Annotated in this window: 20 protein-coding genes and 1 tRNA gene; 6 read left to right on the forward strand and 15 right to left on the reverse strand. The window is 70.6% G+C overall.

The window, feature by feature from the left end:
- Nucleotides 1-2 precede the first annotated feature (2 nt).
- From O9K63_RS09880 to dcd, 7 genes are all read right to left on the reverse strand, one after another.
- Nucleotides 3-1,055 carry an enoyl-CoA hydratase/isomerase family protein gene (locus O9K63_RS09880; protein ID WP_277237470.1) on the reverse strand — a complete coding sequence of 351 codons (1,053 nt, stop codon included), beginning with the start codon at nt 1,053-1,055 and terminating at the stop codon, nt 3-5.
- Nucleotides 1,056-1,167: 112 nt separating this feature from the next.
- A complete protein-coding gene (locus tag O9K63_RS09885) occupies nt 1,168-2,643 on the reverse strand; it encodes an amidase (RefSeq protein WP_277237471.1) in 1,476 nt (491 codons plus the stop codon).
- A 32-nt stretch (nt 2,644-2,675) separates the two neighbouring features.
- Nucleotides 2,676-4,307, reverse strand: a complete 1,632-nt coding sequence (locus O9K63_RS09890; RefSeq protein ID WP_277237472.1) for an SLC13 family permease — start codon at nt 4,305-4,307, stop codon at nt 2,676-2,678.
- Nucleotides 4,308-4,341: 34 nt separating this feature from the next.
- A complete protein-coding gene (locus O9K63_RS09895; RefSeq protein WP_277237473.1) occupies nt 4,342-5,508 on the reverse strand; it encodes an MFS transporter in 1,167 nt (388 codons plus the stop codon).
- A 17-nt stretch (nt 5,509-5,525) separates the two neighbouring features.
- Nucleotides 5,526-6,005 carry a hypothetical protein gene (locus O9K63_RS09900; RefSeq protein WP_277237474.1) on the reverse strand — a complete coding sequence of 160 codons (480 nt, stop codon included), beginning with the start codon at nt 6,003-6,005 and terminating at the stop codon, nt 5,526-5,528.
- The gene (locus O9K63_RS09905) at nt 6,002-8,338 is read right to left on the reverse strand and encodes a molybdopterin oxidoreductase family protein (RefSeq protein WP_277237475.1); all 2,337 of its coding nucleotides are present in this window, start codon (nt 8,336-8,338) and stop codon (nt 6,002-6,004) included. Before O9K63_RS09905 ends, O9K63_RS09900 begins: the two co-directional genes overlap by 4 nt.
- Before the next feature lie 79 nt (nt 8,339-8,417).
- Complete coding sequence (gene dcd / locus O9K63_RS09910; RefSeq protein WP_277237476.1) at nt 8,418-8,993, reverse strand: dCTP deaminase; 576 nt, start codon at nt 8,991-8,993, stop codon at nt 8,418-8,420.
- Between the two features lie 85 nt (nt 8,994-9,078).
- On the opposite strand from dcd, the gene O9K63_RS09915 reads away from it, so the two are divergent.
- On the forward strand, nt 9,079-10,470 hold the full coding sequence (locus tag O9K63_RS09915) for an MFS transporter (RefSeq protein WP_277237478.1): 1,392 nt from the start codon (nt 9,079-9,081) through the stop codon (nt 10,468-10,470).
- A 151-nt stretch (nt 10,471-10,621) separates the two neighbouring features.
- Here O9K63_RS09915 and O9K63_RS09920 read toward each other — a convergent pair whose 3' ends face one another.
- Genes O9K63_RS09920 through O9K63_RS09945 form a run of 6 tightly spaced genes read right to left on the reverse strand, consistent with a single transcriptional unit; the run spans nt 10,622 to nt 16,927 of the window.
- Nucleotides 10,622-12,046 carry a tryptophan-rich sensory protein gene (locus tag O9K63_RS09920; protein ID WP_277237480.1) on the reverse strand — a complete coding sequence of 475 codons (1,425 nt, stop codon included), beginning with the start codon at nt 12,044-12,046 and terminating at the stop codon, nt 10,622-10,624.
- A gap of 4 nt (nt 12,047-12,050) precedes the next feature.
- On the reverse strand, nt 12,051-12,773 hold the full coding sequence (locus tag O9K63_RS09925) for a CPBP family intramembrane glutamic endopeptidase (protein ID WP_277237482.1): 723 nt from the start codon (nt 12,771-12,773) through the stop codon (nt 12,051-12,053).
- A gap of 44 nt (nt 12,774-12,817) precedes the next feature.
- Entirely contained in the window at nt 12,818-13,570 is a 753-nt protein-coding gene (locus O9K63_RS09930) for an SDR family NAD(P)-dependent oxidoreductase (protein ID WP_277237484.1), read from the reverse strand.
- The gene (locus O9K63_RS09935; protein WP_277237486.1) at nt 13,567-14,844 is read right to left on the reverse strand and encodes an SAM-dependent methyltransferase; all 1,278 of its coding nucleotides are present in this window, start codon (nt 14,842-14,844) and stop codon (nt 13,567-13,569) included. The genes O9K63_RS09930 and O9K63_RS09935 overlap by 4 nt, the downstream gene beginning before the upstream one ends.
- A complete protein-coding gene (locus tag O9K63_RS09940; RefSeq protein ID WP_277237488.1) occupies nt 14,841-15,611 on the reverse strand; it encodes a DUF1365 domain-containing protein in 771 nt (256 codons plus the stop codon). The genes O9K63_RS09935 and O9K63_RS09940 overlap by 4 nt, the downstream gene beginning before the upstream one ends.
- Nucleotides 15,611-16,927, reverse strand: a complete 1,317-nt coding sequence (locus O9K63_RS09945; RefSeq protein ID WP_277237490.1) for an NAD(P)/FAD-dependent oxidoreductase — start codon at nt 16,925-16,927, stop codon at nt 15,611-15,613. The genes O9K63_RS09940 and O9K63_RS09945 overlap by 1 nt, the downstream gene beginning before the upstream one ends.
- Before the next feature lie 151 nt (nt 16,928-17,078).
- Here O9K63_RS09945 and O9K63_RS09950 point away from each other — a divergent pair, with 151 nt between their 5' ends.
- The 3 genes from O9K63_RS09950 to O9K63_RS09960 all read left to right on the forward strand — a co-directional run bounded on the left by O9K63_RS09950 (nt 17,079) and on the right by O9K63_RS09960 (nt 20,182).
- Complete coding sequence (locus tag O9K63_RS09950; RefSeq protein ID WP_277237492.1) at nt 17,079-17,516, forward strand: SRPBCC family protein; 438 nt, start codon at nt 17,079-17,081, stop codon at nt 17,514-17,516.
- A gap of 20 nt (nt 17,517-17,536) precedes the next feature.
- Nucleotides 17,537-18,460, forward strand: coding sequence for a MerR family transcriptional regulator (locus O9K63_RS09955; RefSeq protein ID WP_277237494.1), 924 nt, complete (start codon nt 17,537-17,539; stop codon nt 18,458-18,460).
- A gap of 204 nt (nt 18,461-18,664) precedes the next feature.
- Nucleotides 18,665-20,182: a hypothetical protein gene (locus O9K63_RS09960; RefSeq protein ID WP_277237495.1), complete on the forward strand. Its 1,518-nt coding sequence runs from the start codon at nt 18,665-18,667 to the stop codon at nt 20,180-20,182.
- A gap of 63 nt (nt 20,183-20,245) precedes the next feature.
- Here the strand turns inward: O9K63_RS09960 and O9K63_RS09965 are convergent, their stop codons facing one another.
- Entirely contained in the window at nt 20,246-21,151 is a 906-nt protein-coding gene (locus O9K63_RS09965; RefSeq protein ID WP_277237497.1) for a hypothetical protein, read from the reverse strand.
- Between the two features lie 219 nt (nt 21,152-21,370).
- On the opposite strand from O9K63_RS09965, the gene O9K63_RS09970 reads away from it, so the two are divergent.
- The gene (locus O9K63_RS09970; RefSeq protein WP_277237498.1) at nt 21,371-24,397 is read left to right on the forward strand and encodes a hypothetical protein; all 3,027 of its coding nucleotides are present in this window, start codon (nt 21,371-21,373) and stop codon (nt 24,395-24,397) included.
- Between the two features lie 53 nt (nt 24,398-24,450).
- On the opposite strand, the gene O9K63_RS09975 is transcribed toward O9K63_RS09970, so the two are convergent.
- A tRNA-Gly gene (locus tag O9K63_RS09975) sits at nt 24,451-24,524 on the reverse strand.
- A gap of 300 nt (nt 24,525-24,824) precedes the next feature.
- On the opposite strand from O9K63_RS09975, the gene O9K63_RS09980 reads away from it, so the two are divergent.
- Nucleotides 24,825-26,696 (forward strand): acyl-CoA dehydrogenase, encoded by a 1,872-nt coding sequence (locus tag O9K63_RS09980; protein WP_277237500.1) that lies wholly within the window; start codon nt 24,825-24,827, stop codon nt 26,694-26,696.
- The last annotated feature ends 199 nt before the right edge of the window (nt 26,697-26,895 follow it).

The following is a 26,895-nucleotide window of genomic DNA, read 5'->3' on the forward strand; positions in this document are numbered from 1 at the left end:
ACCTACTGGGTGAACAGCTCCAAGACCTCAGATCGCGGCACGCTCGCCAGATCCGGGTGCTCCCACCGCGGCTGCTTGTCCTTGTCGACGAGCAGGCCGCGCACGCCCTCGCTGAAGTCAGGGCGGTGCAGCAGGTTGGCGCTGACGACGGTGTCCGTCCGCAGCACCTCGCGCACCGACTCCGCGTCCGCAGCGCGACGCACCGCCTCGAGGGTGACGGCCACCGACAACGGCGAGCGCACGGAGATCTCCTCGGCCGCCGCCTGCGCGGCCGGGTCAGCGTGCCCCCGGAGTCGCTCGAGGATCACGGCCGGGTCGTTGCCGGCGTAGCACTCGTCGATCCACCCCCGCGCCGCGGCGAGGGTGCCCTGCGTCGCGGAGGCGGGCACACCCCCTTCGGCTCCTGCCCCCGGCACGGCCTCGACCGGTCCGCCGGCGGCCACGGCGGCAAGCAGGTCCGGGATGCTCGCGGAGTCGACGACGCAGTCCGCCAGACCGGCATCGACCGCATCGGCACCGCCGACCGTCGCGCCGGTCATCGCCATGTGCGTGCCGAGCTCGCCGGGCGTCCGCGAGAGCAGGTAGGTCGCGGCGACGTCGGGGAAGAAGCCGATGATCGTCTCGGGCATCGCGATCCGGGAGCGCTCCGTGGCCCATCGGGCGTCGGCGAACATCGAGATCCCGAGCCCGCCGCCCATGACGATGCCGTCCATGACGGCGATGACCGGCTTGGGGTACTCCGCGATCTGCGCGTCGAGGACGTACTCGTCGGCCCAGAAGTCCACGCCGCCGGAGCTGCCGGCCAGGTGCGCCTCCCGGACGGCGCGCACGTCGCCACCGGCGCACAGGCCCTTCTCCCCCGCGCCCTCGATCGAGACGGCGGTGATCGCGTCGTCCTCCTGCCACTGCGTCAGCTGGGTCCGTACCGCGACGACCATGTCGCGGGTGAGGGAGTTGATCGCCCGGGGGCGGTTGAGCAGGACGCGGCCGAGCACGCCGTCACGGGCGAAGAGCACCTCGTCGGTGCCGGTGCTGCCGGGGGTGAAGTCAGGCATGGGCGTCACCTTCGCACACGGGATGCGGGCCCGTGCACACGAGGACCCCTGGCGCACTTCGACGTCGGATCCGGGGGTGCCGGTCACGGGGTGTCCCTTTCGGACACACCCGTCAGTCGTCGAGGCGGGCGAATGGGACGGCGGCCTCCAGCTCGAAGGCCAGCTCGAGCAGCAGCCGCTCCTGGCCGCGCCGCGCGGAGAACATGACCCCGATCGGTCGCCCGTCGTCGGTGCGTCCCAGCGGCAGCGAGATCGAGGGCTGACCGCTCGCGTTGTGCAGCGGGGTGAAGCCGACGTACTGGGTCAGGCGCTCCATGTGCGTCTCGAAGTCCAGGTCGCCGGAGAGGTACCCGATCCGCGGCGTGGTGTGGCACAGGGTCGGCGTGAGCACCAGGTCCAGCTGTCGGGGGAAGAGCCTCTCCGCCCCGATACCGGTGGCGGCCAGCCGGGCCAGGACCAGGGGTGTGCGCGCCAGGCGCCGCTTGGCCTTCGCGGCCAGTCCGAGGGTGAGTCGGTCCAGGCGGGCGGGGTCGAAGTCCTCGCCGTACAGGCCCTTCCCCTGGGCCTTGGTGGCGAGGGCGAGCAGGCCCCAGTAGTCCTCGAAGTCGGTCTTGAAGAACTGCGGGATCGGTACGTCGACGTCCGCCTCGAGGTCGTGGCCGAGATCCTCGAGGAGGGCGCCGACTGCTTCGACGGCGGCGCGGGTCTGCGGGTCGGAGGGGCCGATGAGCGGCGAGTCGAGCATCATGCCGATGCGCAGCCGGCGGGCGCCGGGCCCCTCGACGAGCCCGACGGGTGGCAGGGCGCGGGAGGGCTGGTAGCGCTCGGCGGCGGCGATGAAGTTCGCGGTGTCACGCACGGTCCGGGTCAGGGCACCGTTGACGACGATCCTGATCGGGGCCTGGTCGGTCGTGGGGTCACCGAGGAGCCGCCCACGGGTGGCCTTGAGGCCGACGAGGCCGCAGGCCGCGGCGGGGATGCGGATCGATCCGCCGCCGTCGTTGCCGTGGGCGATCGGGAGGGCGCCGGAGGCGACGAGTGCCGCCGAGCCGCCGGAGGAGCCTCCCGCGGAGTACCCGGTGTCCCAGGGGTTGCGGGTCACGCGTCCGTCGGGCCGCTCGGTGGTCGCGGTCCAGCCGAAGGGCGGACAGGTCGTGGTCGCCACCGGCATCACCCCGGTGGAGAGGAACTGCTTCACGAAGGGCCCGTCCTCCGTGACCGCGGCGGTGGGCAGCGCGTCGGACCCCATGGTCATGGGCAGGCCGGCGTGGTGGACGTTGTCCTTGATCGCGGAGGGCACCCCGGCGAAGGGGGCCGACGTCCCCGTCGGCACGTGGCCGGCCCGGCGCCGGGCCCGCTCGAAGTCGCGCACCATCGTGGCGCCGAGCACCGGGTCGACCGCCTCGACGCGGGCGATCGCGGCCTCGACGGCCTCCTGCGCGCTGATCCGGCCCGAGCGGATCTCCTCGGCGACGCCGGTGGCGTCAAGCGTCCCGAGGGCGTCGCCGGTGAAGGCCGACACCCGTCGCGACTCGTGGTCCTCGCGGACCTGCTCGTGCGGTGCCGGGCGGGAGGTGTCGGTCGTCATGTCCGGATATTACCCGCCGGTCACAGCCGGCCTCAGTAGGTGATCGAGAAGACCCACACCGCCAGGGTCATCACGGTCAGGGTGACCAGCACGATGCCGATGAGGTTCAGCCAGATGCCGCCCTTCATCATCTGCGGGATCGTCACGTAGCCCGAGCCGAAGGCGATGGCGTTGGGCGGGGTGGCGACCGGGAGCATGAAGGCGCAGGTGGCGGCCAGCGCGACGGGGATGGTCAGCAGCATGGGGTCCAGGCCGAGGCCGAGCGCGACGCCTCCGGCCACCGGGAGGAAGGTCGCCGACGTGGCCGTGTTGCTCGTCAGCTCGGTGAGGAAGAGGATCGCGGTCGCGAACACGACCACGAGGAGGATCACCGGGATCCCCTCCAGGGTCTTGGCCTGCTCGCCGATCCACTTGGTCAACCCCGAGGACTCGAACTGCCCGGAGAGCGCCAGACCACCGCCGAAGAGGAGCAGCACGCCCCACGGGAGCTGCACCGCGCTCTGCCAGTCGAGCAAGCGCACCCCTCGAGCGGCGCCGGCCGGCAGCAGGAAGAGCACCACCGCGACCACCATGGCGATGCCGGCGTCGCTGATCGGGGTGTCCTCGGGCCAGATCAGCGGTACGCCCACCCAGGACGCGGCCGCGAGGACGAAGACCGTCAGGACCCCCTTCTCCCCCGTCGAGGTCGGCCCGAGCTTGTTCAGCTCCCGCGACATCAGCTCCCTCCCGCCGGGGATCTGGTCGATCTCCGGCTTGAAGATCACCTTCGTCAGCAGGAACCAGCAGATGACCATGAAGACCACGGACAACGGCACGCCGACGAGCATCCACTGCCCGAAGCCGATGTCGATGTCGTGGTTCTTGGAGAGGTAACCGACGAGCAGGGTGTTGGGCGGGGTACCGATGATCGTGCCGAGGGAGCCGATGGACGCCGCATAGGCGATGCCGAGCATGAGGGCGGTACCGAAGTTGGTCTTCAGCACACCCTGCTCCGCCGGGTCCTCCCCCTTCGCCTCCCCGGCCCCGTCGGCCTCCGCCTCGGCCGCGTCGGCCAGCTCCGGGCTCTCCTCCAGCCCGACGACGAGCATCAGCACAGAGACGCCGATCGGCAGCATCATCACGGCGGTCGCGGTGTTGGACACCCACATCGACAGGAATCCGGTGGCGATCATGAAGCCGGCGATGACCATCGCCGGGTTGGTGCCCATGGCGCGGACCGTGACCAGGGCGATGCGCCGGTGCAGGTTCCACCGCTGCATCGCCAGGGCGAGCATGAAGCCACCCATGAACAGGAAGATGATGTCGCTGCCGTAGGAGGCCCCGACGTCGGCGATGTCCGCTCCGCCGAGCACCGGGAAGAGGACCAGGGGCAGCAGCGCGGTCGCCGGGATGGGGATCGCCTCGGTCATCCACCAGATGCCCATGAGGACGGCGGTGCCGGCGGTCACCCGGGCGGCACTCGGCGCATCGCCCGGCATCAGCCAGTAGACGGCCAGCGCGCCGACCACTCCCGCGAGCATCCCCCACCTGCGCACCCGCGTGGCACGCTCCGGCTCGTCGCCCTTGCGCTCCCCGGCCGAGCGCTGGTCCGGGTCCTCCCAGTTGTCGGCCTCCGGGGGGTCGGTGTGCGTACGCCCCTCGGGGACAGGTGGTGGCTGGCTCATGGCGCTGCTCCCTCCGTGCGGACTCACTTGTCCCCTACCCGGATCGGCGGACGCAAACCTCCAGCACGACCAGTGCCAGGACGACGGCCGCAGCGACGAATCCGACGACTCCGGGCCACGCGGCTGCCTCCCACGCCAGCCCGCCCGCCCAGCCCAGGACACTGGACCCGCCGTAGTAGGCCAGGTTGTACAGGGCGGTGGACTGGGACCGTGAGTGCACCGCCCGGGCGCCGGCCCACCCCGAGGCGACGGAGTGCGCGCCGAAGAACCCGCCGGTGAGGACGACCAGCCCGAGCAGCACCAACCACAGCCGTCCGGCGAGGGTGATGGCCACCCCCGCGAGCATGACCAGCACCAGCACGACGATCACCGGGTACCTGCCGTGGTGCGATGCCGCGATGCCGGCACGGGGGGCGGAGACCGTGCCCGCCAGGTAGGCGAGGAAGGCCAGCCCGACCAGCCATCCCGGCAGGAGGTACGGCGGCGCGACGAGCCGGAAGGAGAGGTAGTTGTACGTCGCGACGAAGCCACCCATGAGGAGGAAGGCGATGAGGTACAGCCCCACGAGGGCAGGGTCACGCAGGTTGCCGGCCACCTTGTGCAGGGCGGCGCGCGCCCCTCCCCCGCGGACGGCGACGAACCCTCGCTCGGCCGGGACCAGCAGCACGAAGGCGAGCGCCGCCACGGCCCCGATGACGGAGACGACGGTCAGGCCCACGCGCCACGAGGTCTGCTCGGCCACCGGTGTCGCCACGAGCCGGCCGGTGAGGCCACCGACCGTGGTCCCCCCGACGAACCACCCTGCCGCCACGATCGCGGCCCGGGTCTCCACCTCGTCGTTGAGGTAGGCCATCGCGAGGGCAGGCACCCCGGCGAGGAAGACCCCCTGCAGCAGACGCACGAGCAGGACGAGCTCGAGGGTCGGCATCCACGCCGAGACCAGACCCAGAATCGTCGCGCCGACCACCGCGACGAGCATCGCGCGCCGACGCCCGTAACGATCTCCGACGAAGGACCACGGCATCACCGCGACCGCCAGGCCCAGGGTCGCCGCGGAGATCGTCAGGGCAGCGGTGTCCGCGCCGGTGCCGAGGTCCCGGGCGATGTCCGGCAGGACACCCTGCGGCGAGTAGAGCTGGGCGAAGGTGGCCAGCGCCGCGCACACCAGCGCGACGACGAGCCGCACCTGGCGCCTGGTCACCTCGTCTGCACGCGGAGTCAGTCCATGCTCGCCAGCGTCTGCGGCGAGCGCACCTTGAGCATCGTGTTCGCCCACTTCATCTGGCGCTGAGTCTGCGGGTGGCGCTTCTTGCTCAGCTGCAGCAGGTCGGCCTCACGTGCGGCCTGTGCGTGCTGGGCCAGCATCTCCCAGTCGAGCGAGGTCTCCGCGGCCAGCAGGTACAGGGTCCGGACGTCGTCGAGCAGGGTCAGCGGCGTGACCTCCTCGACCGTCGCGGCCCGGGCGAGCGCCTCCTCTGCGCTCGGCTGCCCGGCCTCGGCGCTCAGCTGCACGTCGTACCCGGCGGCGGCATCGGCGAGCTGGCGCACGTTCTCCCGCGACCACCGCAGCAGGTCGATCGCCACGTGGTGCACCTCGTGGTCCGAGGGATGGCGTGCCAGCATCACCTGCAGGTGCTCGGCCACCTTGTTCTCCCCCTGGTGGAGCTTGGTCAGGGCGTACTCGAGACCGGCCTTCATGACGTCACCTTCTCGATGCGTGCGACTCCCAGCTTGAACATGGGCTGCTTGGACACCGGGTCCCAGTCGGTCACCGTCGTCTCGTTGGCCGCGCGCCCGTCGGCCTCCGACGGTGGCCCGGTGGGGTGGTCGGTGTCCCAGTAGCCGTAGTGGAACGGCACGAAGGCGACGCCGGGACGGCAGTCGCCGAGCCGCACCTCTCCGCGCATCGCGCCGCGCGGCGTGCTGACCTGCACCCGGTCCCCTTCCGCGACACCGATCTCGGTGGCGTCGGTCTCGGACAGCTCCACCCACACCCGTGGGGCGGCGTCGTTGAGCTCCGGCGCCCGGCCGGTCTTGGTGCGGGTGTGGAAGTGGTAGATCGTGCGCCCGGTGGTCAGGTACATCGGGTACTCGTCGTCAGGCTCCTCGTGCGGCGGCAGGTAGGTCGCCCCCTTGAGCACGGCCTTCCCGTGGGGATTGAGCGCCTTGTAGTCGGTCGGCTGGACCGAGGCGCCGGTGACCAGGTCACGCCCGTAGGTCTCGCACAGCGCCGGGGCGGCCCAGAAGCCGCCGTCCTCGTAGAGGCGCTCGGTCCCGTCCGGACGCTCCTCCGTGCACGGCCACTGGATGCCGCCGCGCTCACGCAGCAGGTCGTAGGACATCCCGCTGTAGTCGCAGGGACGACCGGCGCTGCACCGCTTCCACGCCTCGAAGGCCGACTCGGGGTCGTGCCAGGTGACCAGCGGGCCGCCGTCGCGGTCGGTCAGCTCCATCCGGGCGGCGAAGTCGAGGAAGATGTCCAGGTCCGGGCGGGCCTGCCCGGGCGGGTCCACCGCACGCTCGGTCAGGTGGACCGTGCGGTCGGTGTTGGTGAAGGTCCCGGTCTTCTCACCCCACCCGGCGGCCGGCAAGACGACATCGGCGAGCGCGGTGGTCTCGGTGGGGAAGATGTCCTGGACGACGACGAAGAGGTTCTCGTCCGAGAGGATCGAGCGGATCCGGGCGAGCTCGGGCAGCGAGACCGCCGGGTTGGTCGCCGAGATCCACAGGAAGGTGATCGTCCCCTCCTGCATGTGGTGGAACATCTCCATCACGTGCGTCGGCGGGCTGTGGTGCGGCACCTGCATCATGTCGACGTTCCAGATCTCGGCCAGCTGCCGGATGTGCTCGTCGTTCTGCCAGTTGCGGAAGGCGGGCAGATCACCGTCGGCGCCGCACTCCCGGGTGTTCTCCGCAGTCGGCTGCCCGTTCATCTGCAGCACCCCGCAGCCGGGACGAGCGAGCATCCCCCGCAGGAGCACGAGGTTGTTCACCTGCACCGCGGTCGCCGTGGCCTGGTGCGACTGGTACACGCCCTGCAGGACGGTCGCGAGCAGCCTCTCGGCACCACCCACCAGCTCGGCCGCGGCGACGATGTCGGTGGCCTCCAGGCCACACACCTGCGCCGCCCACTCGGGGGTGCAGTCGGCGACCTCGTCGGCGAGGGTGCCGTACCCGACGGTGTGCTCCTCCACGAACGCGTGGTCGACGTGGTCGCGCTCGATCACCTCGTGCAGCAGGGCGTTGAGCAGCGCGAGGTTGGTGCCCGGCCGCGGCGCGAGGTGGACCGTCGCGTGCTCGGCGACGACCGTGCGACGCGGGTCGACGACGAGCAGCCTCGGTGGGTCCTCGCCGGCCAGGCGGTCCAGGATGCGCATCCACAGCACGGGCTGGGTCTCGGCGACGTTGTGCCCGAAGAGGGCGATGACGTCGGCGTGGTCGATGTCGGCGTAGCTCGCCGGCTGGCCGTCGCTGCCGAAGGTCTCCTTCAGCGCCTCCCCCGCGGTCGCCGTGCACAACCGGGTGTTGCCGTCCAGGTGGTCGGTCCCGATCCCGGCACGGGCGATCGTGGTCAGCGTGTAGTACTCCTCGGCGAAGAGCTGACCGCTGGTGTAGAAGCTGATCGCCCGGGGCCCCTTCGACTCCAGCTCCCGGCGGCAGCGCTCCACCACGCGCCCCATGGCCGTGTCCCAGTCGGTCGGGACGAGCTCACCCCCTTCGCGCACCATCGGCGTGGTGAGCCGGTCACGGGAGCTGCCCGACTCCCAGCCGTGCAGGGACTTGATGTCCAGCCGACCCCGGTTGACGCGGTCCGTGGCCCTGCCGCGCACGCCGACCATGCGCCCGTCCATCACCGCGATGTCCATCGCGTCCCCGTTGGAGTCCAGGATCGAGGCGGCGGGCACCCACTCCTGCACGTCCTCCGCTCGTACGCCGTCCGTGAAGTACTCGTCCACCCGTTCGGGCCACATGTGCCCCCTGGCGAAGGGGGTCCGTCGACCCCATGGGTCCTCGATCCGTGTCCGGTCCATCACGCGGCTCCCTCCGACTGGCCTGCACTGACCTCGTCGGCCCTACCCCGTGGGCGCCGTTTGATGCCTGCTTCGGTGCTCAGAGGTCCGTGCGGTGGAAGTTGGCGAAGGAACGGCTCGCGGTCGGGCCGCGCTGTCCCTGGTAGTGCGAGCCGTAGGCCGCGGAGCCGTACGGGTTCTCTGCCGGGCTGGACAGGCGGAAGAAGCACAGCTGGCCGATCTTCATCCCCGGCCACAGCCGGATCGGCAGGGTCGCGACGTTGCTCAGCTCGAGAGTGACGTGCCCGGAGAAGCCGGGGTCGACGAAGCCGGCGGTCGCGTGGGTGAGCAGGCCGAGTCGGCCGAGCGAGGACTTGCCCTCCACGCGTGCCGCGAGATCGTCGGGCAGGGTGACCGTCTCCAGGGTCGAGCCGAGGACGAACTCCCCCGGGTGCAGCACGAAACCCTCGGCCGGATCGACCTCGATCAGGCGGGTCAGGTCCGACTGGTCCTGCGCCGGGTCGATGACGGGGTACTTGTGGTTGTCGAAGAGGCGGAACCACTTGTCCATGCGCACGTCGACGCTGCTGGGCTGGACCATGGCGGGGTCCCAGGGGTCGAGCGCGACCCGTCCACCATCGATCTCGGCGCGGATGTCCCGGTCGGAGAGCAGCATGTGGCGACCCTAGCGCCAGTGTGTCGGCGCGGGCCGCGCGGGGATCGAGGGCACGGTCAGCAGCGACCGGGTGGACGATGGGTCCATGACAGAGCCCGCGCTGCTCGAGCGCACGTCCCGCCGCGGACTGCTCGCCCTGACCGCCGTGACACTCGGCTCCGGGATCGCCCTGCTCGACGCGACGATCGTGGGGATCGCCCTGCCGACGATCGGACGTGACCTGGACGCGGGCCTCAGCGGGCTGCAGTGGATCAACAACGGCTACGTGCTCACCCTCGCCTCGCTGATCCTCGTCGGCGGCGGACTCGGTGACCGGTGGGGTCGGCGCCGGATGTACCTCGTCGGGATGGTCTGGTTCGCCCTCGCCTCGCTGGGGTGCGCCCTGGCACCGAGCACGGAGTGGCTGGTCGCCGCGCGGATGCTGCAGGGGGTCGGCGCGGCACTGCTGACCCCCGGCGGGCTGGCGATCATCCAGAGCTCCTTCCGGCCGAAGGACCGGCCCTGGGCCATCGGCACCTGGGCGGGGGTCTCGGGTATCGCGACGGCCATCGGGCCCTTCCTCGGCGGCTGGATCCTCGATCACCTCACCTGGCACTGGATCTTCGCGGTCAATGTGCCCCTGTGCGCTCTCGTCATCGGCCTCGCGCTCGTCGCGGTGCCGGAGTCGCGTGACGTCGAGTCGGCCGGTTCCTTCGACCTCGCCGGGGCGGGGACCACGGTGGTCGCGCTGGGGGCCCTCACCTGGTTGCTCACCAGCGGGTCGGGGGCGAAGGGGGCCTCCCTCGCCGTCGCGGGCACGGCCCTCCTCCTCGCGGTGATCGGCTTCGTCGTTGCCGAGACCCGGGCCCGCCGTCCCCTCGTGCCCTTCTCCCTGTTCACCTCGAGGGTGTTCGCCGCGGCCAACCTGATGACCTTCCTCGTCTACGGGGCGCTCGGGGCGATCCTCTTCGTCCTCGTCATCCAGCTGCAGACCTCGTCGGGGTGGTCGCCGCTGGCCTCTGGCCTGGCGACCCTGCCGGTCACCGGGCTGCTCCTGCTGCTCTCCCCTCGCATGGCCGAGCTGGCCGACCGCACCGGGCCGCGGCTGCCGATGAGCGTCGGCCCCCTGACGTGCGCCGTCGGGGTGCTCGTCCTCGCGGGTGTCGGCCCGGGGACCGGCTGGGGGCTCGTGCTGACGGGGACGACGGTCTTCGCCCTCGGCCTGGCCGCGTTGGTCTCACCGCTGACCGCGGCGGTCCTCGCGGCCGCACCGGACCGTCTGGCGGGCTCGGCCAGCGGGATCAACAACGCCGTCGCCCGCACCGGCACCCTGCTGGCGGTCGCGGCGATCCCACCGCTGGTCGGGCTGACGGGGGACGACTACACCGACCCGGCCGCGCTGACGGAGGGGTACCGGTTGGCGACCTTCGTCATCGCGGGTCTGCTGCTGCTCGGTGGCGGCGTCAGCTGGGTCGGCCTGCGCCCGACCCGGCCGTGACCGTCGCCAGACAGTCACCATGGCCATGAAATCGAGGGAGGACGCAGGAATTCCTGCGTCCTCCCTCGATAACTGCGTCGGGAGTGCCGGGGACGCGGTCGCCCCACCCCCAACCGACGGTGGGCAACGGGAGCCGGCCCGGGGCCGAGGGCTACGACCGGTTGCGTCGCGCGATCGCCGTCGAGAGCACGGCGGCGAAGCCCGTCCACGCCGCGTAGGGCACCAGGGCCCAGCCGGTCCGTCGCCCGGATGCCGCCGCGCGGCGGGCCAGGTCGGCCGAACTGGCCGCGAGCGCGCCGGCCTCCGCGGCCGCCAGGGCGGGCCTGCGCACACGCCAGAAGAGCACGCTCCACCCGGTGTTGAGCACCAGGTTCAGCCACAGCGCCCGTCGGTAGCGCGCCGCCTCGGCCACCTTCCCCTCCTCCTCGAGGCGGGTCACGGTGGCGACCGAGGTCACGGCGATGCTGCCGTACAGCGGGGTCCACACCAGGGGGAAGGCGAGGGCCGGCGGCTGCCACGGCGGCAGGTCCAACGACCGGTACCAGCGGCTGCCCGGCTGGGTCGCCGCGGCACCCACGGCCGCGCTGGCGACGGTGGCTGCGGTGATCGTGAGCGCGTCGCGCAGCGCGTGGTCGGGCCGCGCCCCGCGCATCGCCATGCGCACCGCCTCGTCGAAGCCGATGAGTCCCTCGGCCGGCTCCCCCACGTACTCGTCGAGGTCCCACTCCCGTCGCACGACCTCGTGGATCAGGCTGCCGACGAGCGGCTTGGCGACGTCGGCCTCGACGGGGGTGATCAGTCCGACCCAGTGGCTGGCGAGCCACGGGGTGAGCACCGGCACCCCGACGACGAGGCGCCGCCGCAGCCCGTTGACCGCGGCGAAGCGCTGGATCATCTGCTCGTAGGTGAGCACCTCCGGTCCACCGATGTCGAAGGTCCGGTTCACGTCGGCCGGCAGCCGAGCGGCCCCGACGAGGTAGTGCAGGGCATCGTCGACGGCGATCGGCTGGATCCGGTTGCGCAACCACTGCGGGGCGACCATCGCCGGCAGCCGCTCGGTGAGGTACCGCAGCATGTCGAAGGAGACGGACCCGTCACCGAGCACGACCGCGGCCTGCAGCACCGCCGTCGGGACCGGTCCGCTCAGCAGCACCTCACCGACCTCGACCCGGGAGGCGAGGTGCAGCGAGAGGTCGGCGCCCTCGGGGTGCAGACCACCGAGGTAGACGATGCGACCGACCTGCTCGTCGGCCGCCGCCGAGGCGAACCCCGCGGCCATCTCGCGGTCGCGCCGGGCGAGGTCACCCCCGCCGTCCATGGAGTGCACCAGGTAGTAGGCGACGTCGACCCCGGACAGCGCGGCGCGCAGGTCCTCACCGGAGGTGACATCACCCTCGACGACCTCGACCCGGTCGGCCCACTCCTTGGCGCGCAGCCGCTCCGCGGACCGGGTGAGCACGCGCACCGTCCAACCGTCGTCGAGCAGCCGGGGCACGAGCAGGCCGCCGATGTAGCCGGTGGCTCCGGTGACGAGCACCGTGCCCCGGGCGAAGGGGGTGGGATCGGACTGGTTCATGGGTTCACCTCAGGAGGTCGAGGGCGGGCGGGAGGAGCAGGAGCATCGAGCTGGACCAGATGACGTGCGTGATGATCGGGGCGAGCACCCCACCGGTCACCCGGCGCTGGGCGGCGGTGATCACCCCGAGCACGAGCGCGGCGACGGCCAGCATGAGGTTGCCGGTGGCTGCCGTGGCGAGCCCGTAGACCACCGTCGTGATGGCGATCGGGTGGCGGCGTCCGACGGAGGCGAAGAGCGCGCCGCGGAAGAACAGCTCCTCGCCGACACCGTTGACGACCGTGATCGCCCAGACGAGCCAAACCGACCCGTAGCGAGCGTGGGCCAGCACGGCGTCGACCCGATCGGCCAGCCAGGGGACCTGACCGACGACGACCGCCCCCGCGAGGAAGATCGCGACGGCGAGCAGGGCCAGGGCGACCGGCTGCACCAGGGGCCGCGCGAAGCCGCCCTCGCGGGTGCGTGCCCACCCCACGTGCAACCGGCCGGCCGACAGGCCCCCGACGATCCAGACAGCGGCCAGGGCCAGGGCTGCGATGTAGAAGGAATCGTCTCCCGGCGGGATGCGCAGCGCCACGGCGAGGATGACGGATCCGACCACGAGGGTCACCGCGGTCACGACCCGTCGCCGCCGCACGAGTGCGGGCGGCTCGTGGTGGTCCCGGGGCACGGGCGCGACGAGCGCCGCCGCCGCGAAGGCCCGCAACTCACGGATGGGACGCGTCATGACTCCACCCTCTCACCGGCCCGCACCTCAGTGAGGGTGAGCGATCACGACGAGCGTGCCATGCGCGCCGTGATCGCCGCCCACACCCGCACCGGCAGGACCCGGGCGATCTTCATCGTCACGGCCATCCGTCGGGGGAAGACGATCTCGGGCTTGTCCGCCTCCAACCCGTCGGCGATCTCCGTGGCGGCCTCGTCGGCGTCGATGATGAAGGGCATCGGGAAGGAGTTGGTCGCGGTCATGTCCGTGCGCACGAAGCCGGGGCACACGGTGGTGACCCGCACCCCCTTCGTCGACAGCGATGCGCGCATCGACTCGAGCAGGTTGATCTGGGCCGCCTTGGTGGAGGCGTAGGCCTCCGCCCCCGACAGTCCGCGGTAGCCGGCGACCGAGGCGATGCCCACGAGGTGCCCGCTGCGCCGCGCGACCATCTCCGGCACGGTCGCGTCGATGACGTTGTTCAGCCCTAGGAGGTTGATCTCGACGTGCTTGGCGAACTCGTCGGCCTGCCAGTCGGTCGCCGTGAAGGTCTGCCAGTGCCCCACGCTCCAGATGACCGTGTCGATCCGGCCCAGGGCATGGCGCACGTCCACCGCGGCCGCGTGCGTCGACTCGCGGTCGGTCGCGTCGAGCGCCACCGTGGGGAAGCGGCTCCGGGCGACCTCGTCGAGCTGCTCGGGGCGTCGGGCGCTGATGGCGACCAGCGCACCGCGGCGGTGGAGCTCCTCGGCCAGGGCGGCGCCGATGCCGCTAGAGGCACCGACCAGCCAGATGCGCTGGCCCACGAGGCTGCTCATCGGGTCTCCTGTCGTTCGAGTCGGATCTGGGCGACGTCGATGTAGTCGGCGGCGAAGCCGGCCTCGCAGTAGGCGAGGTAGAACTCCCACTTGCGCCGGAAGGTCTCGTCGAAACCGCTTGCGGCGATGGTCGGCCACTCCTGCAGGAACGTCCGACGCCATCGTCGCAGCGTCTCCGCGTAGTCGCGACCGAACCGGTGGGTGTCCGTGATCCGCAGCGAGGTGTGCTCCCTCGTCGTCTCCTCGATGGCCCGCTCGGAGGGGATGAGCCCCCCGGGGAAGATGTGCTTCTGGATCCAGCCGTAGGAGTGGCGCGTCGCCCGGTAGCGCTCGTGCGACATGAGGATCGCCTGGATCGCTGCGACCCCGCCGGGGGCCAGGAGGTCGTCGATCGCGCGGAAGTACGTCGGCCAGTACTCCTCCCCGACCGCCTCGATCATCTCGACGCTGACGATGGCGTCGAACTCGCCGGTGACCTCGCGGTAGTCCTGCAGGCGCACCTCGATGCGCTCGGTCAGCCCCGGCTCGTCCCCGTCGGCGGCAGCGATGCGCTCGCGGGCGAGGGCGGCCTGCTCGTGGGAGAGGGTGATCGAGGTGACGGTGGCCCCGCGACGGGCCGCGGCGATCGCGAGGGACCCCCAGCCGGTACCGATCTCCAGCACGCGTGAGCCGGCGGCGACGTCGGCCGCGTCGAGCACGGCCTCGATCTTCGCCCGCTGCGCCTCCGCGAGGGTCTGCTCGGCCAGCGGGCGGCTCCGGTCGAAGAGGGCCGAGCTGTAGCTGAGGGTCTCGTCGAGGAAGGCCTCGAAGAGGTCGTTGCTGAGGTCGTAGTGCGCCTCGATGTTCTTCCGCGAGCCGACGAGGGTGTTGCGCGTGCCGGTCGGGATGCGGCGGTCGACGACGCGGCGCATCCGGTGCAGCACCGGCGGCACGAGGCTCGTCACCCGCTGCGCGAAGGGCAGGAGGGCGTCGGCCAGGTCGGTGCCCGGAGCCGCGTCCCAGTCCCCGGCCATGTACCCCTCCCCGAAACCGATCTTCGGGTGGTGGGCCATCCGCTCGAAGAGGGCCGTGGGGTGCAGGATCCGCAGCGTCGGGGCATCGACGTCGCGTCCTCCGCCGAGGGTGGTGCCGTCGGGCATGGTCACCCGCACGGGCGCGCGGTCGAGCACGGCGGTGACGACCGGCCGCGCGATGTGGGCCCGCAGGCACCACGGGCGAAGGGCGGGACGGCGCAGGCAGATCGGTTGGTTGACGGTGGGCACGACTGCAGTCATCGGACGTACTCCTGGGAGTGGGGGCGGCGGGGCTGGATCGGGAGTCTGCGGGCCCACAGCCGGATGCCGTGGGCGCGGATCAGGGCGCTGACGCGCCAGGTCATGAGCAGGTGCCGCGTTGCCGTGCGCACGACGGCGGCGTCGGTGGCCGGGAGAGGGACACCCGTGGTGGTGGCGGTGAGGACCCGCTCGCCGTCCCGGTCGAGGCCGACGGTGACGGCCACCCGGTCGGGGCCGAGCGTCAGGCTGACCGCGTACTCCCCACTGGTGTCGTTGAAGGGTGAGACGTAGAAGGCCTTGTCCGTGCGCGCCCGACCGGCGGTGTCGACGTCGAGCAGGTACGCGTGCCGCTCGCCGTAGGTGTTGTGCACCTCGAAGATGCAGGCCCGCAGACCGCCGTCCGGCGCGAGGCACCAGAAGACGGTGAGCGGGTCGAACACGTGCCCGAGCACGCGGGCGTTGGCGAGCATGACGACCCGGTCACCGGCCTCGAGCGTCACGCCCCGGCGGGCCAGGAAGCGCTCGACGTCGCCGCGGATCCCGCCACCCAGCCGGCCCCCGTCGAGATGGTCCCGCGCCTCGATCCGGGTCAGCGCGCGCAACGGCCACCCGTGCCGCGGTAGGTCGTCGACGTCGACGAGCCACTGGTACTGCCGGTTGGTGAAGGCGTGCCTCAGCGGTGTGCGACGGGTGTGGCTCACCGTCCCGATGACGAGGCTCGGCAGGGTCGGCAGCCCCCTTCGCACGTGCTTGGGCTCCTGCGACATCACCACGTCACCCCGAGCCGCTGCGCCGCCTCGACCCCGGAGCGGCAGCCGTCCTCGTGGAAGCCCCACCCGAGGTGCGCGCCGGCGAAGGCGAGCCGGTCGCCGCCGGCGCCGCGCAGTCGGGTGGCGGCCGCGACCGCCTCCCGGGTGAAGACGGGGTGGGCGTAGTTCATCCGGGCGACCACGTCCCCTTCGTCGATGGGGGTCGGGGAGTTGAGCGTGACGATTAACTGGTCCCCCTCCTCGTCGTGGCCGTGGAGGCGGTTCATCCAGTAGCTCACCCGCGGCTCGGTGGCGCCGCCGCAGGTGGCGCTGCGGTAGTTCCAGGAGGCGCGCGCCCGTCGGGCGGTCGGCAGGTGGCGGGTGTCGCGGTGCAGCACGGTCGCGTTGCGGGTGTAGCGGATGGCGGCGAGGTCCTCCTTCTCCTGCGGTGTCGCGTCGGCGAGGAGGGCCAGCGCCTGGTCGGCGTGGGTGGCCAGGACGACTTTGTCGAAGGCGGTGTGCCCGGCGGCGGTGCGCACGTCGACCCCGTCGGCGTGCCGGGTCACGGACGTCACGGTCGCGTTGGTCCGCACGTCACCCAGGCGCGCAGCGAGCGCGTCGACGTAGGTGGCCGACCCGCCGGTGACGGTGCGCCACGTCGGGGACCCGGTGATGCTGAGCATGCCGTGGTGCTCGAGGAAGGCGAAGAGGTGCCGGGCCGGGTAGTCCAGGGAGTCGTCGTCCCCGGACGACCACACGCACGAGACGAGCGGGAGCGCGAAGTGGGCGATGAAGTGGTCCGAGAAGCCGCCCCGCTGCAGGAACTCGCCCCACGTCGGGTCGTCGGCGTCGTCCGTGGACGCCCCCTCCCCCGGTCCGGCCAGGAGCGCCCGGGCGGCCCGATGGAAGCGCGGGATCTCCAGGAGCATCCGCAGGAACCTCGGATCGAGCAACCGTCGCGGCTGGGCGAGGACGGCGCCGGCCCCGCGCCCTCCGGCCCAGGACAGTCCGCACCCGTCGCACGTGATGGACATGCTCATCTCGGTGGGCTGCGTCGGGACGTCGAGCTCGCGGAAGAGGCGCAGCAGGTGCGGGTACGTCCGCTCGTTGTGGACGATGAAGCCGCTGTCGACACGCACCTCCGTCCCCGCACTCGTGGGCACGGTGTGGGTGTGCGCATGGCCCCCCAGACGCGTGTCGGACTCGTAGAGGGTGACCTCGTGGGTCCGGGAGAGCACGTACGCCGCGGTGAGCCCGGAGACCCCGGCGCCGATGACGGCCGCGGTCGGCCGCGCACCGCTGGACCGGGTGGAGGTGTCGTGGAGATCGGTCACGTCGGGTGCTCCTGCACTGGGTGCCTGCTGGGACGGAAGGGGGTTTCACCAGTGGTTCGGCGCCCGTCCCGTCAAAGGATTGTTTAACCTTTGTCCAAACGTTAGAGTCGTTCCTGCACCTCTGTCAAACGTTTGTCTAAGGATGGCCAGCATGAGGATCACCCGAACGATCACCGTCGACGGCACGGACCCGGCGGCCGTGTACGCCTACCTCAAGGACTTCACGAACAGCGAGCAGTGGGACCCCGGCACCGTGGAGACGACCCTGGTCGAGGGCGACGGCGGGGTGGGCAGCAGGTACCACAACCGCTCGGTCTTCCGGGGCAAGGAGACCGAGTTGACCTACGAGACCGTCGACCTCCAGCCCGATCGCCTCGTCGTCATGCGGGGAGAGAACCGGACGGTCGTCGCCGTGGACACCATGTCCATCAGCCCCGGACCCGACGGGACGGGTACCGTGCTCGTCTACGAGGCGAACTTCACGTTCAAGGGCCTCGCCAAGCTGGCCACCCCCTTCCTGCGCGGCCAGCTGACGACGCTCGGTGATGACGCCGAGGCCGCTCTCGACCGAGAGCTGCCACAGCTCTGAGAGGCCCGAGGACCACCCGGATGTACACGATCAAGCGCGCAGCCGAGCTCACCGGTGTGCCGGCAGCCACGCTGCGCGCCTGGGAGCGGCGCTACGACATCGTCGAGCCCCGGCGCACCGACGCCGGGTACCGGATCTACGACGAGGAGTCCCTCGACCGCATCCGCGAGATGGCCGCCCTCCTCGCCGACGGGTGGAGCGCGAGCAACGCTGCGGCAGAGGTGTCCCGCCGACGCTCGACCGCCGGCACGTCGGCGGCGGCACGACCCCCTTCGCCCGCTGTCCCGTCGTCCGCCGGCGCGGACACACCACCCCCGGCCCCGACCGACGGACCGACCGCGACGGCCCGCCTGATCGAGGCGGCGACCTCGCTGGACCCGGCAGCGGTCGCCCGGGTGCTGGACGAGCGGTTCTCGCGCACCTCCTTCGAGCTCGTCGTCGACGACTGGCTCATGCCGGCCCTCGAGGAGGTGGGGCGCGCGTGGTCCGAGGGGCGGATCTCGGTCGCCGGTGAGCACCTCGTCTCGCACGCGGTGCTGCGACGCCTGGCCGCCGCCTATGACGCGGCAGGGAGCCGCCCCGGCAGCCCGTCGGTCATCATCGGCCTGCCCGCCGGGGTGCACCACGAGCTGGGTGTCTTCGCCTTCGCCGTGGCGCTGCGTCGCCTCGGGGTCAACACCGTCCACCTCGGTCCCGACCTCCCGTCACCGGCGTGGAGCACGGCCCTGGAGGCCCACGCCGCGCGGCACGCGGTGCTCAGCGTGCCCCGGCCGGAGGATGTGCCGGCCACCCGGGAGCTGATCGAGACGCTGCGCTCGTCCCACGACGACGTGTCCGTCTTCGTCGGTGGTGGACGGCAGGACGACCTCGACGTGCCCGGCGTCATCCGGCTGGGCCACGCCATCGCACCTGCCGCGGCGCAGGTCGCCGCCGCCCTGACCTGACGGAGGAGGAGGCGACCGACGGGGTGCGGGTCAGCGAACCGCTGCGCCGTCGCGGATCGCCCGTGCAGGCGGTCGGGCCCGGGCGAGCCGACGCGATGGAAGCGCTGCAAGGGGTCTGGCCCTCGGCACCAACGTCACCGTAAACTGTGCGACCTGTCTCCACGGTCAGAAGCGGTTGGGCTCCGACAGGACTGAGGAATCGCGATGTCGCCATCTCCCACTGCAACGGACGACCTGACGTTTCGGCGACAGTTCTACTTGGGCCCGGACTTCCCGGACCTTCTTGCCGGGTGGACCCGACACCGAGTCAACGACCGTCTCGGGCTGTCCGTGCATCCGGATCTGACCTGGACTCGGGCCGACCTCGACGGCCGCACGCTGATCCTGCTCGGCTATGCGTTGGACCCACGCCGGACCGACCACGATGATCAGGCCATCATCGATGAAGCGATCCGTCAGGGCGCGACACTGGACCGGTTGATCAGCGCCTTCCACCCGATCGCCGGGCGCTGGGCGGCGATCTACGTCGACCACGAGCGCCTTGTCGCATTCCACGACGCGACCGGGTCCCGGCAGGTGTTCCACTGCCGGGACGCCGACGGGACCGTCCACCTGGGGTCTAGCGCGGGCCTGCTGGCACGTATCACTCGGCGCCCCAAGGACACGCAAGCCCTGCAGCAGCTGGAGCGTGAGGGGGTTTTCCGGGCGGGATTCACTCACTTCTGGCCGGGGAGCGGGTCCGCGTTCGTGGGCATCAACCGCTTGTTGCCCAATCACCATCTGGATGTGGTCACCGGTGACGTAGAGCGGTTCTGGCCGTGCTCCCCCATACCGACCATGGACCCCGACGAAGCAGCCGCTCTCAGCATCAGCACACTCAGCGGCGTGATCTCAGCGGCTTCAACCCGTTACCCCCTGGCGCTGTCACTCTCCGCCGGTTTCGACTCGCGCCTCCTGCTGGCGGCCTGCCGCACGATCGCGACCGAGCTCACCTACTACTCCTACAAGAGGCAGGGCAAGAACTTCTTGAGCCCCGATGTGCGGCTGCCACAGCGGATCTGTCGAGACCTCGGGCTGCGACACAAGGTCATCGATGCGCGACCCCAGGCGGACGGCTCCCTGGCAGATGCCATCGCTGCGTCAGTCGTCCCGTTCCACCAACCCGTCGTCGACCAAGCATCCGCACTGCGCCGGGATCCGCCGAGGCCGGATGGCCGCTGGGTCACAGTGAACGGCAATGTGGCCGAAGTCGCGCAACGGCGCTTGCGCCGTCTCCCCGTGACGCCCGAAAACCTTGCCCGTAATGCGCGCATGTCCGGCAGCGCATTCGCCATGGAGCACCTCTCGGCGTGGCACAGCAGTAGTTCACAAGCCTTCAGTGCGGCAGGTGCCGACCCGTGGGACCTGCTGTACTGGGAACACAAGATGGGCGGCTGGTACGCAACGATTCGCACCGAGTTCGACGTCAGCGAGGAGGTCGTCACGCCGTACAACTCCCGCGCGTGGCTCGCGGCCATGCTGGGAGTTGACCCCACCCTTCGCAGCGCACCGGACTGGCCGTTCTTCAGAGATCTGATCGGAGATCTCTGGCCACGTCTTCTGGACTACCCCTTCAACCCACCGGACAGGGTGGACGTGGTGCACAAACGTGCGCGGTCGCTGGCCAAAGGGGTCGTCACAGCCGGGCGGTCACGCAAGGAGGCCCCAGAGGCCCCACCGTGACGCCCGACGACGTCTGCGGCCCGGGCTTGCGAGATCGCTTCCACTGCAAGCGCTGTACCTCGGTCAACCGCGCCACCCGGCATAGTGACGATCCATCAGGTCACCGCAGATCTCGTCGAATGTTCGGTTCTGGGCATCGCTCCACGGGAGGACCGAGACGGCCGCACTACCGCGGTTCGAGTGGGGCAACTGCCTGTCCCCGGCCACCAACCCGACTGCCTCGTTGAACTCCCGTAGGCTCTCACCTCCCAGGACGAGGTCCTCCAGACGGAAGATGCGGTCGGCGAGGGCGGCGGCGTTGGCGTTGCACTCGACCCAGAGACGGCAACTGCTCTCGAACTGACCCAGCCCGTAATCAGGCTTGATGCGGTCCCAACGAATCTCCCGCGTGTACCAACCCCTGTTCAGGCCGGACTGCACCACCTTCCGGCCGTCCCGGATCACCATGATGGTCTTCTCCGCGCACACGACATCGGGGTAGATGCTGTAGTAGGGCGCCGACTCGACATTGTGCAGTGCTCCGCGTTGCTCCAGCTTGACGAAGGCCGTGTCCTTCGCGAGGAATGCATCGAGCATCCAGTCATCGAGGGGTTGGTGCCTCGCGTGGGCGAGCGTGCCGTCGGTGAAATGCTGACCATCGAGGTAGTGCGCAAGGGTCTGCGTGCCGGATCTGCCCGTTCCGGTGATGAGCACACGCAGATCGTGCGTCTGCGGCCGGACCGTGAACCAGCGGTCGGGATGGCGGCACCGCTCCCACAACCGGGCGCGTCGCACTCGCACTCGATAAATCGACTGCGGGTCCAGGCCCTCGATCGTCGTCCGGTCGACGTCCATCGGCAGCGAAACCGATCCGACTCGTCGGCCCTCTGGGTCATCGACGTCCACCAACAGGTGCCGACGACCGCTACGCCTCATCTTCAGCACGTGGATCCGACCGTCGTCCGCGAGACATTCTGTGTGCTCCGGCATGGCAACTCCTGAGTTCGCCCCCCACCGGATGACCAAACGTGTCCGGTCAACTCGAGGCAGATGCCGCCGAGCCGCGGTGCCACCGACAGGGAAAGCGTACTCCGACGACCGGCCGAAGCACACCCTCGCTCGAGGTCGGCGGCCGGGCGCGGCCGAGTGCAGACCCTTCCCTCTTGCACACAGCCGGAGGATGCTTGGAGATGGAGACAGGGGGGCGCGATGTACGAGTATGTCGCGGACAGCGATCCCGCCGAGGGGCGCCGGCGGGTCTACCGGATGAATCGCGTGGAGATCGAGCGGCACGGCCGCTGGCGGTCCTTCAGCCAGACCCTGGCCGTCGTGGTGGCCCTCTTCGTGCTGCAGTACCCGATCAACGAGGCGGCCACGGGTGACTGGACCGCGGTCGGACCGGTCTCCTCGGGCACCTCCGCACGGTTGGGCCTGCTCGTGGACCTGGCGATGATCGTGTCCTACCTGACTCTGGCCTGGCGGGCGCTGGAGCTGACGTTGGCGTGGAAGCGACAGACGCCGTTGCGGTTCATCGTCTACGTCGCCCTGGGGCTGGTCGTCCTCGGCGCGGTCCTCGACCTGGCCGAGAACGTCGTGCTGTGGCGCGAGACGACAGCAGGGTGGCAAGGGGATCTGGTCGTTGCGTGGTCCCTGCCGATGCGGTGGCTCGTCGTCACCGGCCTCGCCGCACTCCTGCTCGTCGCTGTCTTCGCCTGGTGGCGATGGGGCCGGCGCCCGCCGGCTCCCGAGACCGTGCCCGAGCACATGTCCCAGCCGGGCCGGGTGATCTGCTGCTCCGGGGGCGGCGTGCGCTCGGCGTCATTCTGCCTCGGGGGGCTGCAGGAGCTGACCGACAAGGGTCTCTACGACGACACCGAGTTCGTGATCGGCGTCAGTGGTGGTGGATACATCGCCGCGGCCTACCACACCGTGCGCTGGCACTCGGGCACCACGGAGGAGGATGCGAAGTGGGGTGAGCTGGACCCGACGGCGTTCGCACCGGACACCCCCGAGGTGCAGCGGCTGCGACGCAACAGCCGCTACCTCCTCGACTCCGGGGCCAGCGCGCTGCAGGGCCTGCTGTCGCTGCTGTTCGGCGTCGTCATCAACCTCGTGCTGCTGACGGCCGCCCTCTGCGCCGCCGCATGGCTGCTCGGGTGGTATCTCGTCGCGTCGGGCGGACTGTCCGGCTGGGACACGGAGAGCGCCGCGAGTCTGGACTTCCCGCACGCGCCCTGGGACGGCGTGCTGCTCGTGTGGCTCGTGCCGGCCGCCGGTGTGGTGGTCTTCGTCTTCGAGAAGCTTCTGGACAAGTACTGGGCCGCACCCTTCGAGGGGCGGATGTGGTTGCGACGTCGCAGTCGGGAGCTCGTGACCTGGGGAAGCTTGCTCGTGGTGCTGCTGCTGGGCACGCCGGTCCTCCTCGCGTCGATGCACAACTTCGCTGCCGGTAGCGGCTCGTCATTGGCCAACCTGCTGCACGTCCTCGGGTTCGTGCCCGACGCCGTGTGCCTCGACCGGCTCACCGACGGAAGGACCGCCTGCGGGGTGACTCCCGCCGATCCGCTCACCCAGAAGCAGGCGGCTGGAGCAGCCGGTGGCAGCGCCTCGGTGGTCGGGCTCTCGACCGGGGGTGCAGCAGCGGTGGTGGCTGCGGTGCTGGCCGTGATCAAGTCCGCAGGCAGTGCGCTGGGCGGTGACACGAGCTCCCCGAAGGGAGGGTCACGCCTCGGTGGCCTGCTCACTGCGGTCTGGTCGAAGGTCAAGACCATCGCGCTCCCCTGGGCAGCCGCCATCCTCGTCGCCTCGGTGCTCGTGGTCGTGCTGCTGCGCTGGACGGCGGGGCTCGCCGCCGCTCCGGAGAGGCTGACGTCATGGAACATCGTCCTCACGTATCTCGGCGCCGTCATCGGCATCCGGCTGCTCATCGACGCCAACCGCACCTCGCTGCACCACTTCTACCGGGAGCGGTTGTCCTTCGCGTTCATCGTGCGACGCACCCGGAAGGGGGCTGGCCCCCTCCCGTACAAGGAGGCCCTGCGGTTCTCCGAGTCACGGCCTCCGCACCGAAAGGGGCCGCGGCTCGTGGCCTGCGCGGTGGCCAACATCAATGATCCCGGCCTGGTGCCGGCTGGTCGCGGCTGCGCCCCTTTCGTCTTCGACGATGCCCGGATCGGACTGACGGACCAGCAGCTGCCGTCCGGAGCGGCCATGACACGCAGCCAGCTCTTCGAGTTCACCGCCGACCGCCGGTTCCGCGACGCCACGATCCCGGCGGCGATGGCCATGAGCGGCGCCGCCGTCTCGCCACTGGCCGGCCGGCACAACGCCAGGCTGAATCCGTACCGACTGGTGCTGGCGCTCGCGAATGCGCGGCTCGGCGTGTGGCTGCCGAACCCACTGTGGATCGACGACCTCGCGACGGTGCGGCGGCTGGTGAGGACGAGGGAGGAACACGAGACGCTGCGGGCGTGGACGGTGCTCTCCGCCGGCGAACGCGGCCGGCTGGTCACGCACTACCTGAACAGGGCGGACCAAGCATGGTTGTGGGACCTCCTGCCCGAGGCGTCCGCCCGCCCTCCGGGATGGGAGCGACCGGACGCCGGCAGCGGAAGGCTGCGGGTGCTCGGCTACCGGTGCGCCAGCGCAGTGGTCAGCGCGCAGTCCAAACCCGGTCCCGGACGGCTGCTCTCCGAGGCCGTCGGCAGGACCTCCGTCTACGACCGGCGGCTCTACATCACCGACGGCGGCCACTACGACAACCTGGGTCTCGTCGAGGCACTGCGCCGACGCCCGAAGGAGATCTTCGTGCTCGACGCATCCGCCGATCCCGAGGACACCTTCGAGACCCTCGGCCACGCGATCGCCACCGCTCGGATGGATCTGGGCTGCGAGGTCACCTTCGACCCACGATCCATGCGGCGGCTGAAGGCAGAGCGGTCGACGGCGGCCTGGGGGAACGGTCGCTACACGTTCGCGGACGGCACCGAGGGCGTCATCCGGATGGTCAAGGTGATCATGGTGGAGGGCCTGCCGTGGGACGTGGAGGCCTACTCCGCGAGCCACCCGACGTTTCCCCGGACCGGCACCGGCGACCAGCTGTACGACGAGTTCGACCTCGAGGCCTATCGGGTGCTGGGTCGTGAGGCCACCCGGACGCTGATCGCCAACCCACCGGCGGAACGCGCGCAGCCGCCCCGAGGCCTGAGATTTGCGCTCCGAAAAGCCATGAGTTGACGTCCGCACATCCCACTCACGAGTTGTGGGGACGGGATGGATGGGCGATGCAATGGAGCCGGTGACGGGAATCGAACCCGCGTGTCCAGCTTGGGAAGCTGGCGCTCTACCATTGAGCTACACCGGCGCGCGTCCGCAGACGTGCAGCCGACATCGTAACCCACCCCGACGCTCTCACCCCGCACAGGGTCTCGAGGCTCGCTCGCGGCGCGAACTCACCTCGACCACCGTGCGAGCAGGTCCCCCCGAAGCGCGAACTCGCCCCTCGACCGACGTGTGTCATCACTGTGCGTCACGTCACCAGCCCCTTGCTTGCTCCCGCAAGCGTCTACAGGTGAAGATGTGAAGGATCGTCGGTAAGCGAACGCTTAGCGACGCCTCCAGAGCCGGCCACACCGGCACTCGATCGACATGACCAGGAGCCATCATGGGTCACTACAAGAGCAACCTCCGCGACCTGGAGTTCAACCTCTTCGAGGTCTTCGGTCGCGGTGAGGTCCTGGGCCAGGGCCCATACGAGGCCGTGGACGCCGACACCGCGCGCGAGATGCTCAAGGAGTACGCGCGCCTGGCGGAGAACGAGCTCGCCGAGTCCTTTGCCGACGCCGACCGTAACCCGCCGGTCTTCGACCCGCAGACCCACTCGGTCACCATGCCCGAGTCCTTCAAGAAGTCCTTCCAGGTCTACAAGGACTCCGGCTTCTGGTCCCTGGACCTCCCGGAGGAGCTCGACGGCACCGTCGCTCCCCCGTCGCTGCGCTGGGCGATGAACGAGCTCGTCCTCGGTGCCAACCCGGCCATCGGGATGTTCGGCGCCAGCTACTCCTTCGCCAACCTGCTCTACCTGCTCGGCACCCCCGACCAGAAGAAGCTGGCCAAGTGGATCGTCGACAACCACTGGCACTGCACCATGGTCCTCACCGAGCCCGACGCCGGCTCCGACGTGGGCGCGGGCCGCACCAGGGCCACCGACAACGGCGACGGCACGTGGAACATCGAGGGCGTCAAGCGTTTCATCACCTCGGCCGAGTCCGACATGAGCGACAACATCGTCCACTTCGTTCTCGCCCGCCCCGAGGGCGCCGGCCCGGGCACCAAGGGTCTGAGCCTCTACATCGTCTCCAAGTACGACGTCGACCTCGAGACCGGTGAGCTCGGTGAGCGCAACGGGGCCTATGTCACCAACGTCGAGCACAAGATGGGCCTGAAGGTCTCCACGACCTGCGAGGTGACCTTCGGCGAGAAGCACGCCGCCGTCGGCACCCTCTTCGGCGGGGTCCACGACGGCATCGCACAGATGTTCCGCGTCATCGAGAACGCCCGCATGCTCGTCGGCACCAAGGCCATTGCCACCCTCTCGACCGGGTACCTCAACGCGCTCGAGTACGCCAAGGAGCGTGTCCAGGGAGCCGATCTGACCACGCCCGCCAAGGACGCCCCGCGCGTGACCATCACCCACCACCCGGACGTGCGCCGCAGTCTGATGCTGCAGAAGTCCTACGCGGAGGGCCTGCGCGCGCTCATCGCCTTCACCTCCAGCCAGCAGGACACCGTCGATGTCCAGCAGCGCGAGACCAGCTCGGAGGAGATCGCGGACGAGAGCCCCGCCGCAATGGCCAACCGGGTCAACGACCTGCTGCTGCCGATCGTCAAGGGCCTGGGCTCCGAGCGCGCCTGGACGCTGCTGGGCACCGAGTCGCTGCAGACGTTCGGCGGCTCCGGCTTCCTGCAGGAGTACCCGATCGAGCAGTACGTCCGCGACGCGAAGATCGACACCCTCTACGAGGGCACGACCGCGATCCAGGGCATGGACTTCTTCTTCCGCAAGATCGTGCGTGACAACGGCCAGGCGCTGGGTCACCTCGCGATGCAGATCCAGGAGTTCGCCCAGGACGTCGACGCACAGGACGGTGCCCTCACGGCCGAGCGCCAGCTGCTGGCCAAGGGCCTCGAGGACGTCCAGGGCATCCTCGGTGCGATGTTCCAGGCGCTGATGACCTCCGATCCTAAGCAGGAGGGCTCGGACATCACCAACATCTACAAGGTCGGGCAGAACACCTCTCGTCTGCTGCTCGGCGCCGGCGACCTCGTCGTCGGCTGGCTGCTCCTGCGCCAGGCCGCCGTCGCGACCGAGGCCCTGCAGGGCGAGGTCTCCGCGGCGGACAGGGACTTCTACACCGGCAAGATCGCCGCGGCGAGCTTCTTCGCCAAGAACGTCCTGCCCCGCCTGGCCTCCGAGAGGGCCATCGCCGAGGCGACCGACAACAGCCTCATGGACGTGCCCGAGTCCGCCTTCTGATCGAGCCGTCCCCTGATGCGCACGGCATCCTGAGGCATTTCGGGCGCTGCCCGGCCGGCCGAGGCACCTCGAAGGGCCCCCGCTTGTTGACGGGGGCCCTTCGCGTGTCGCGTTCCGGACAATCCAACGCGCTGCCGATGTTGCCCAATCGCCCCGCGTGCCATGCGAATTCGCTCCGCCGCGGGGGCTCACTCAGCCC

Origin of the sequence: Janibacter cremeus, assembly GCF_029395675.1 — a bacterium.
GTDB classification, from domain to species: domain Bacteria; phylum Actinomycetota; class Actinomycetes; order Actinomycetales; family Dermatophilaceae; genus Janibacter; species Janibacter cremeus_A.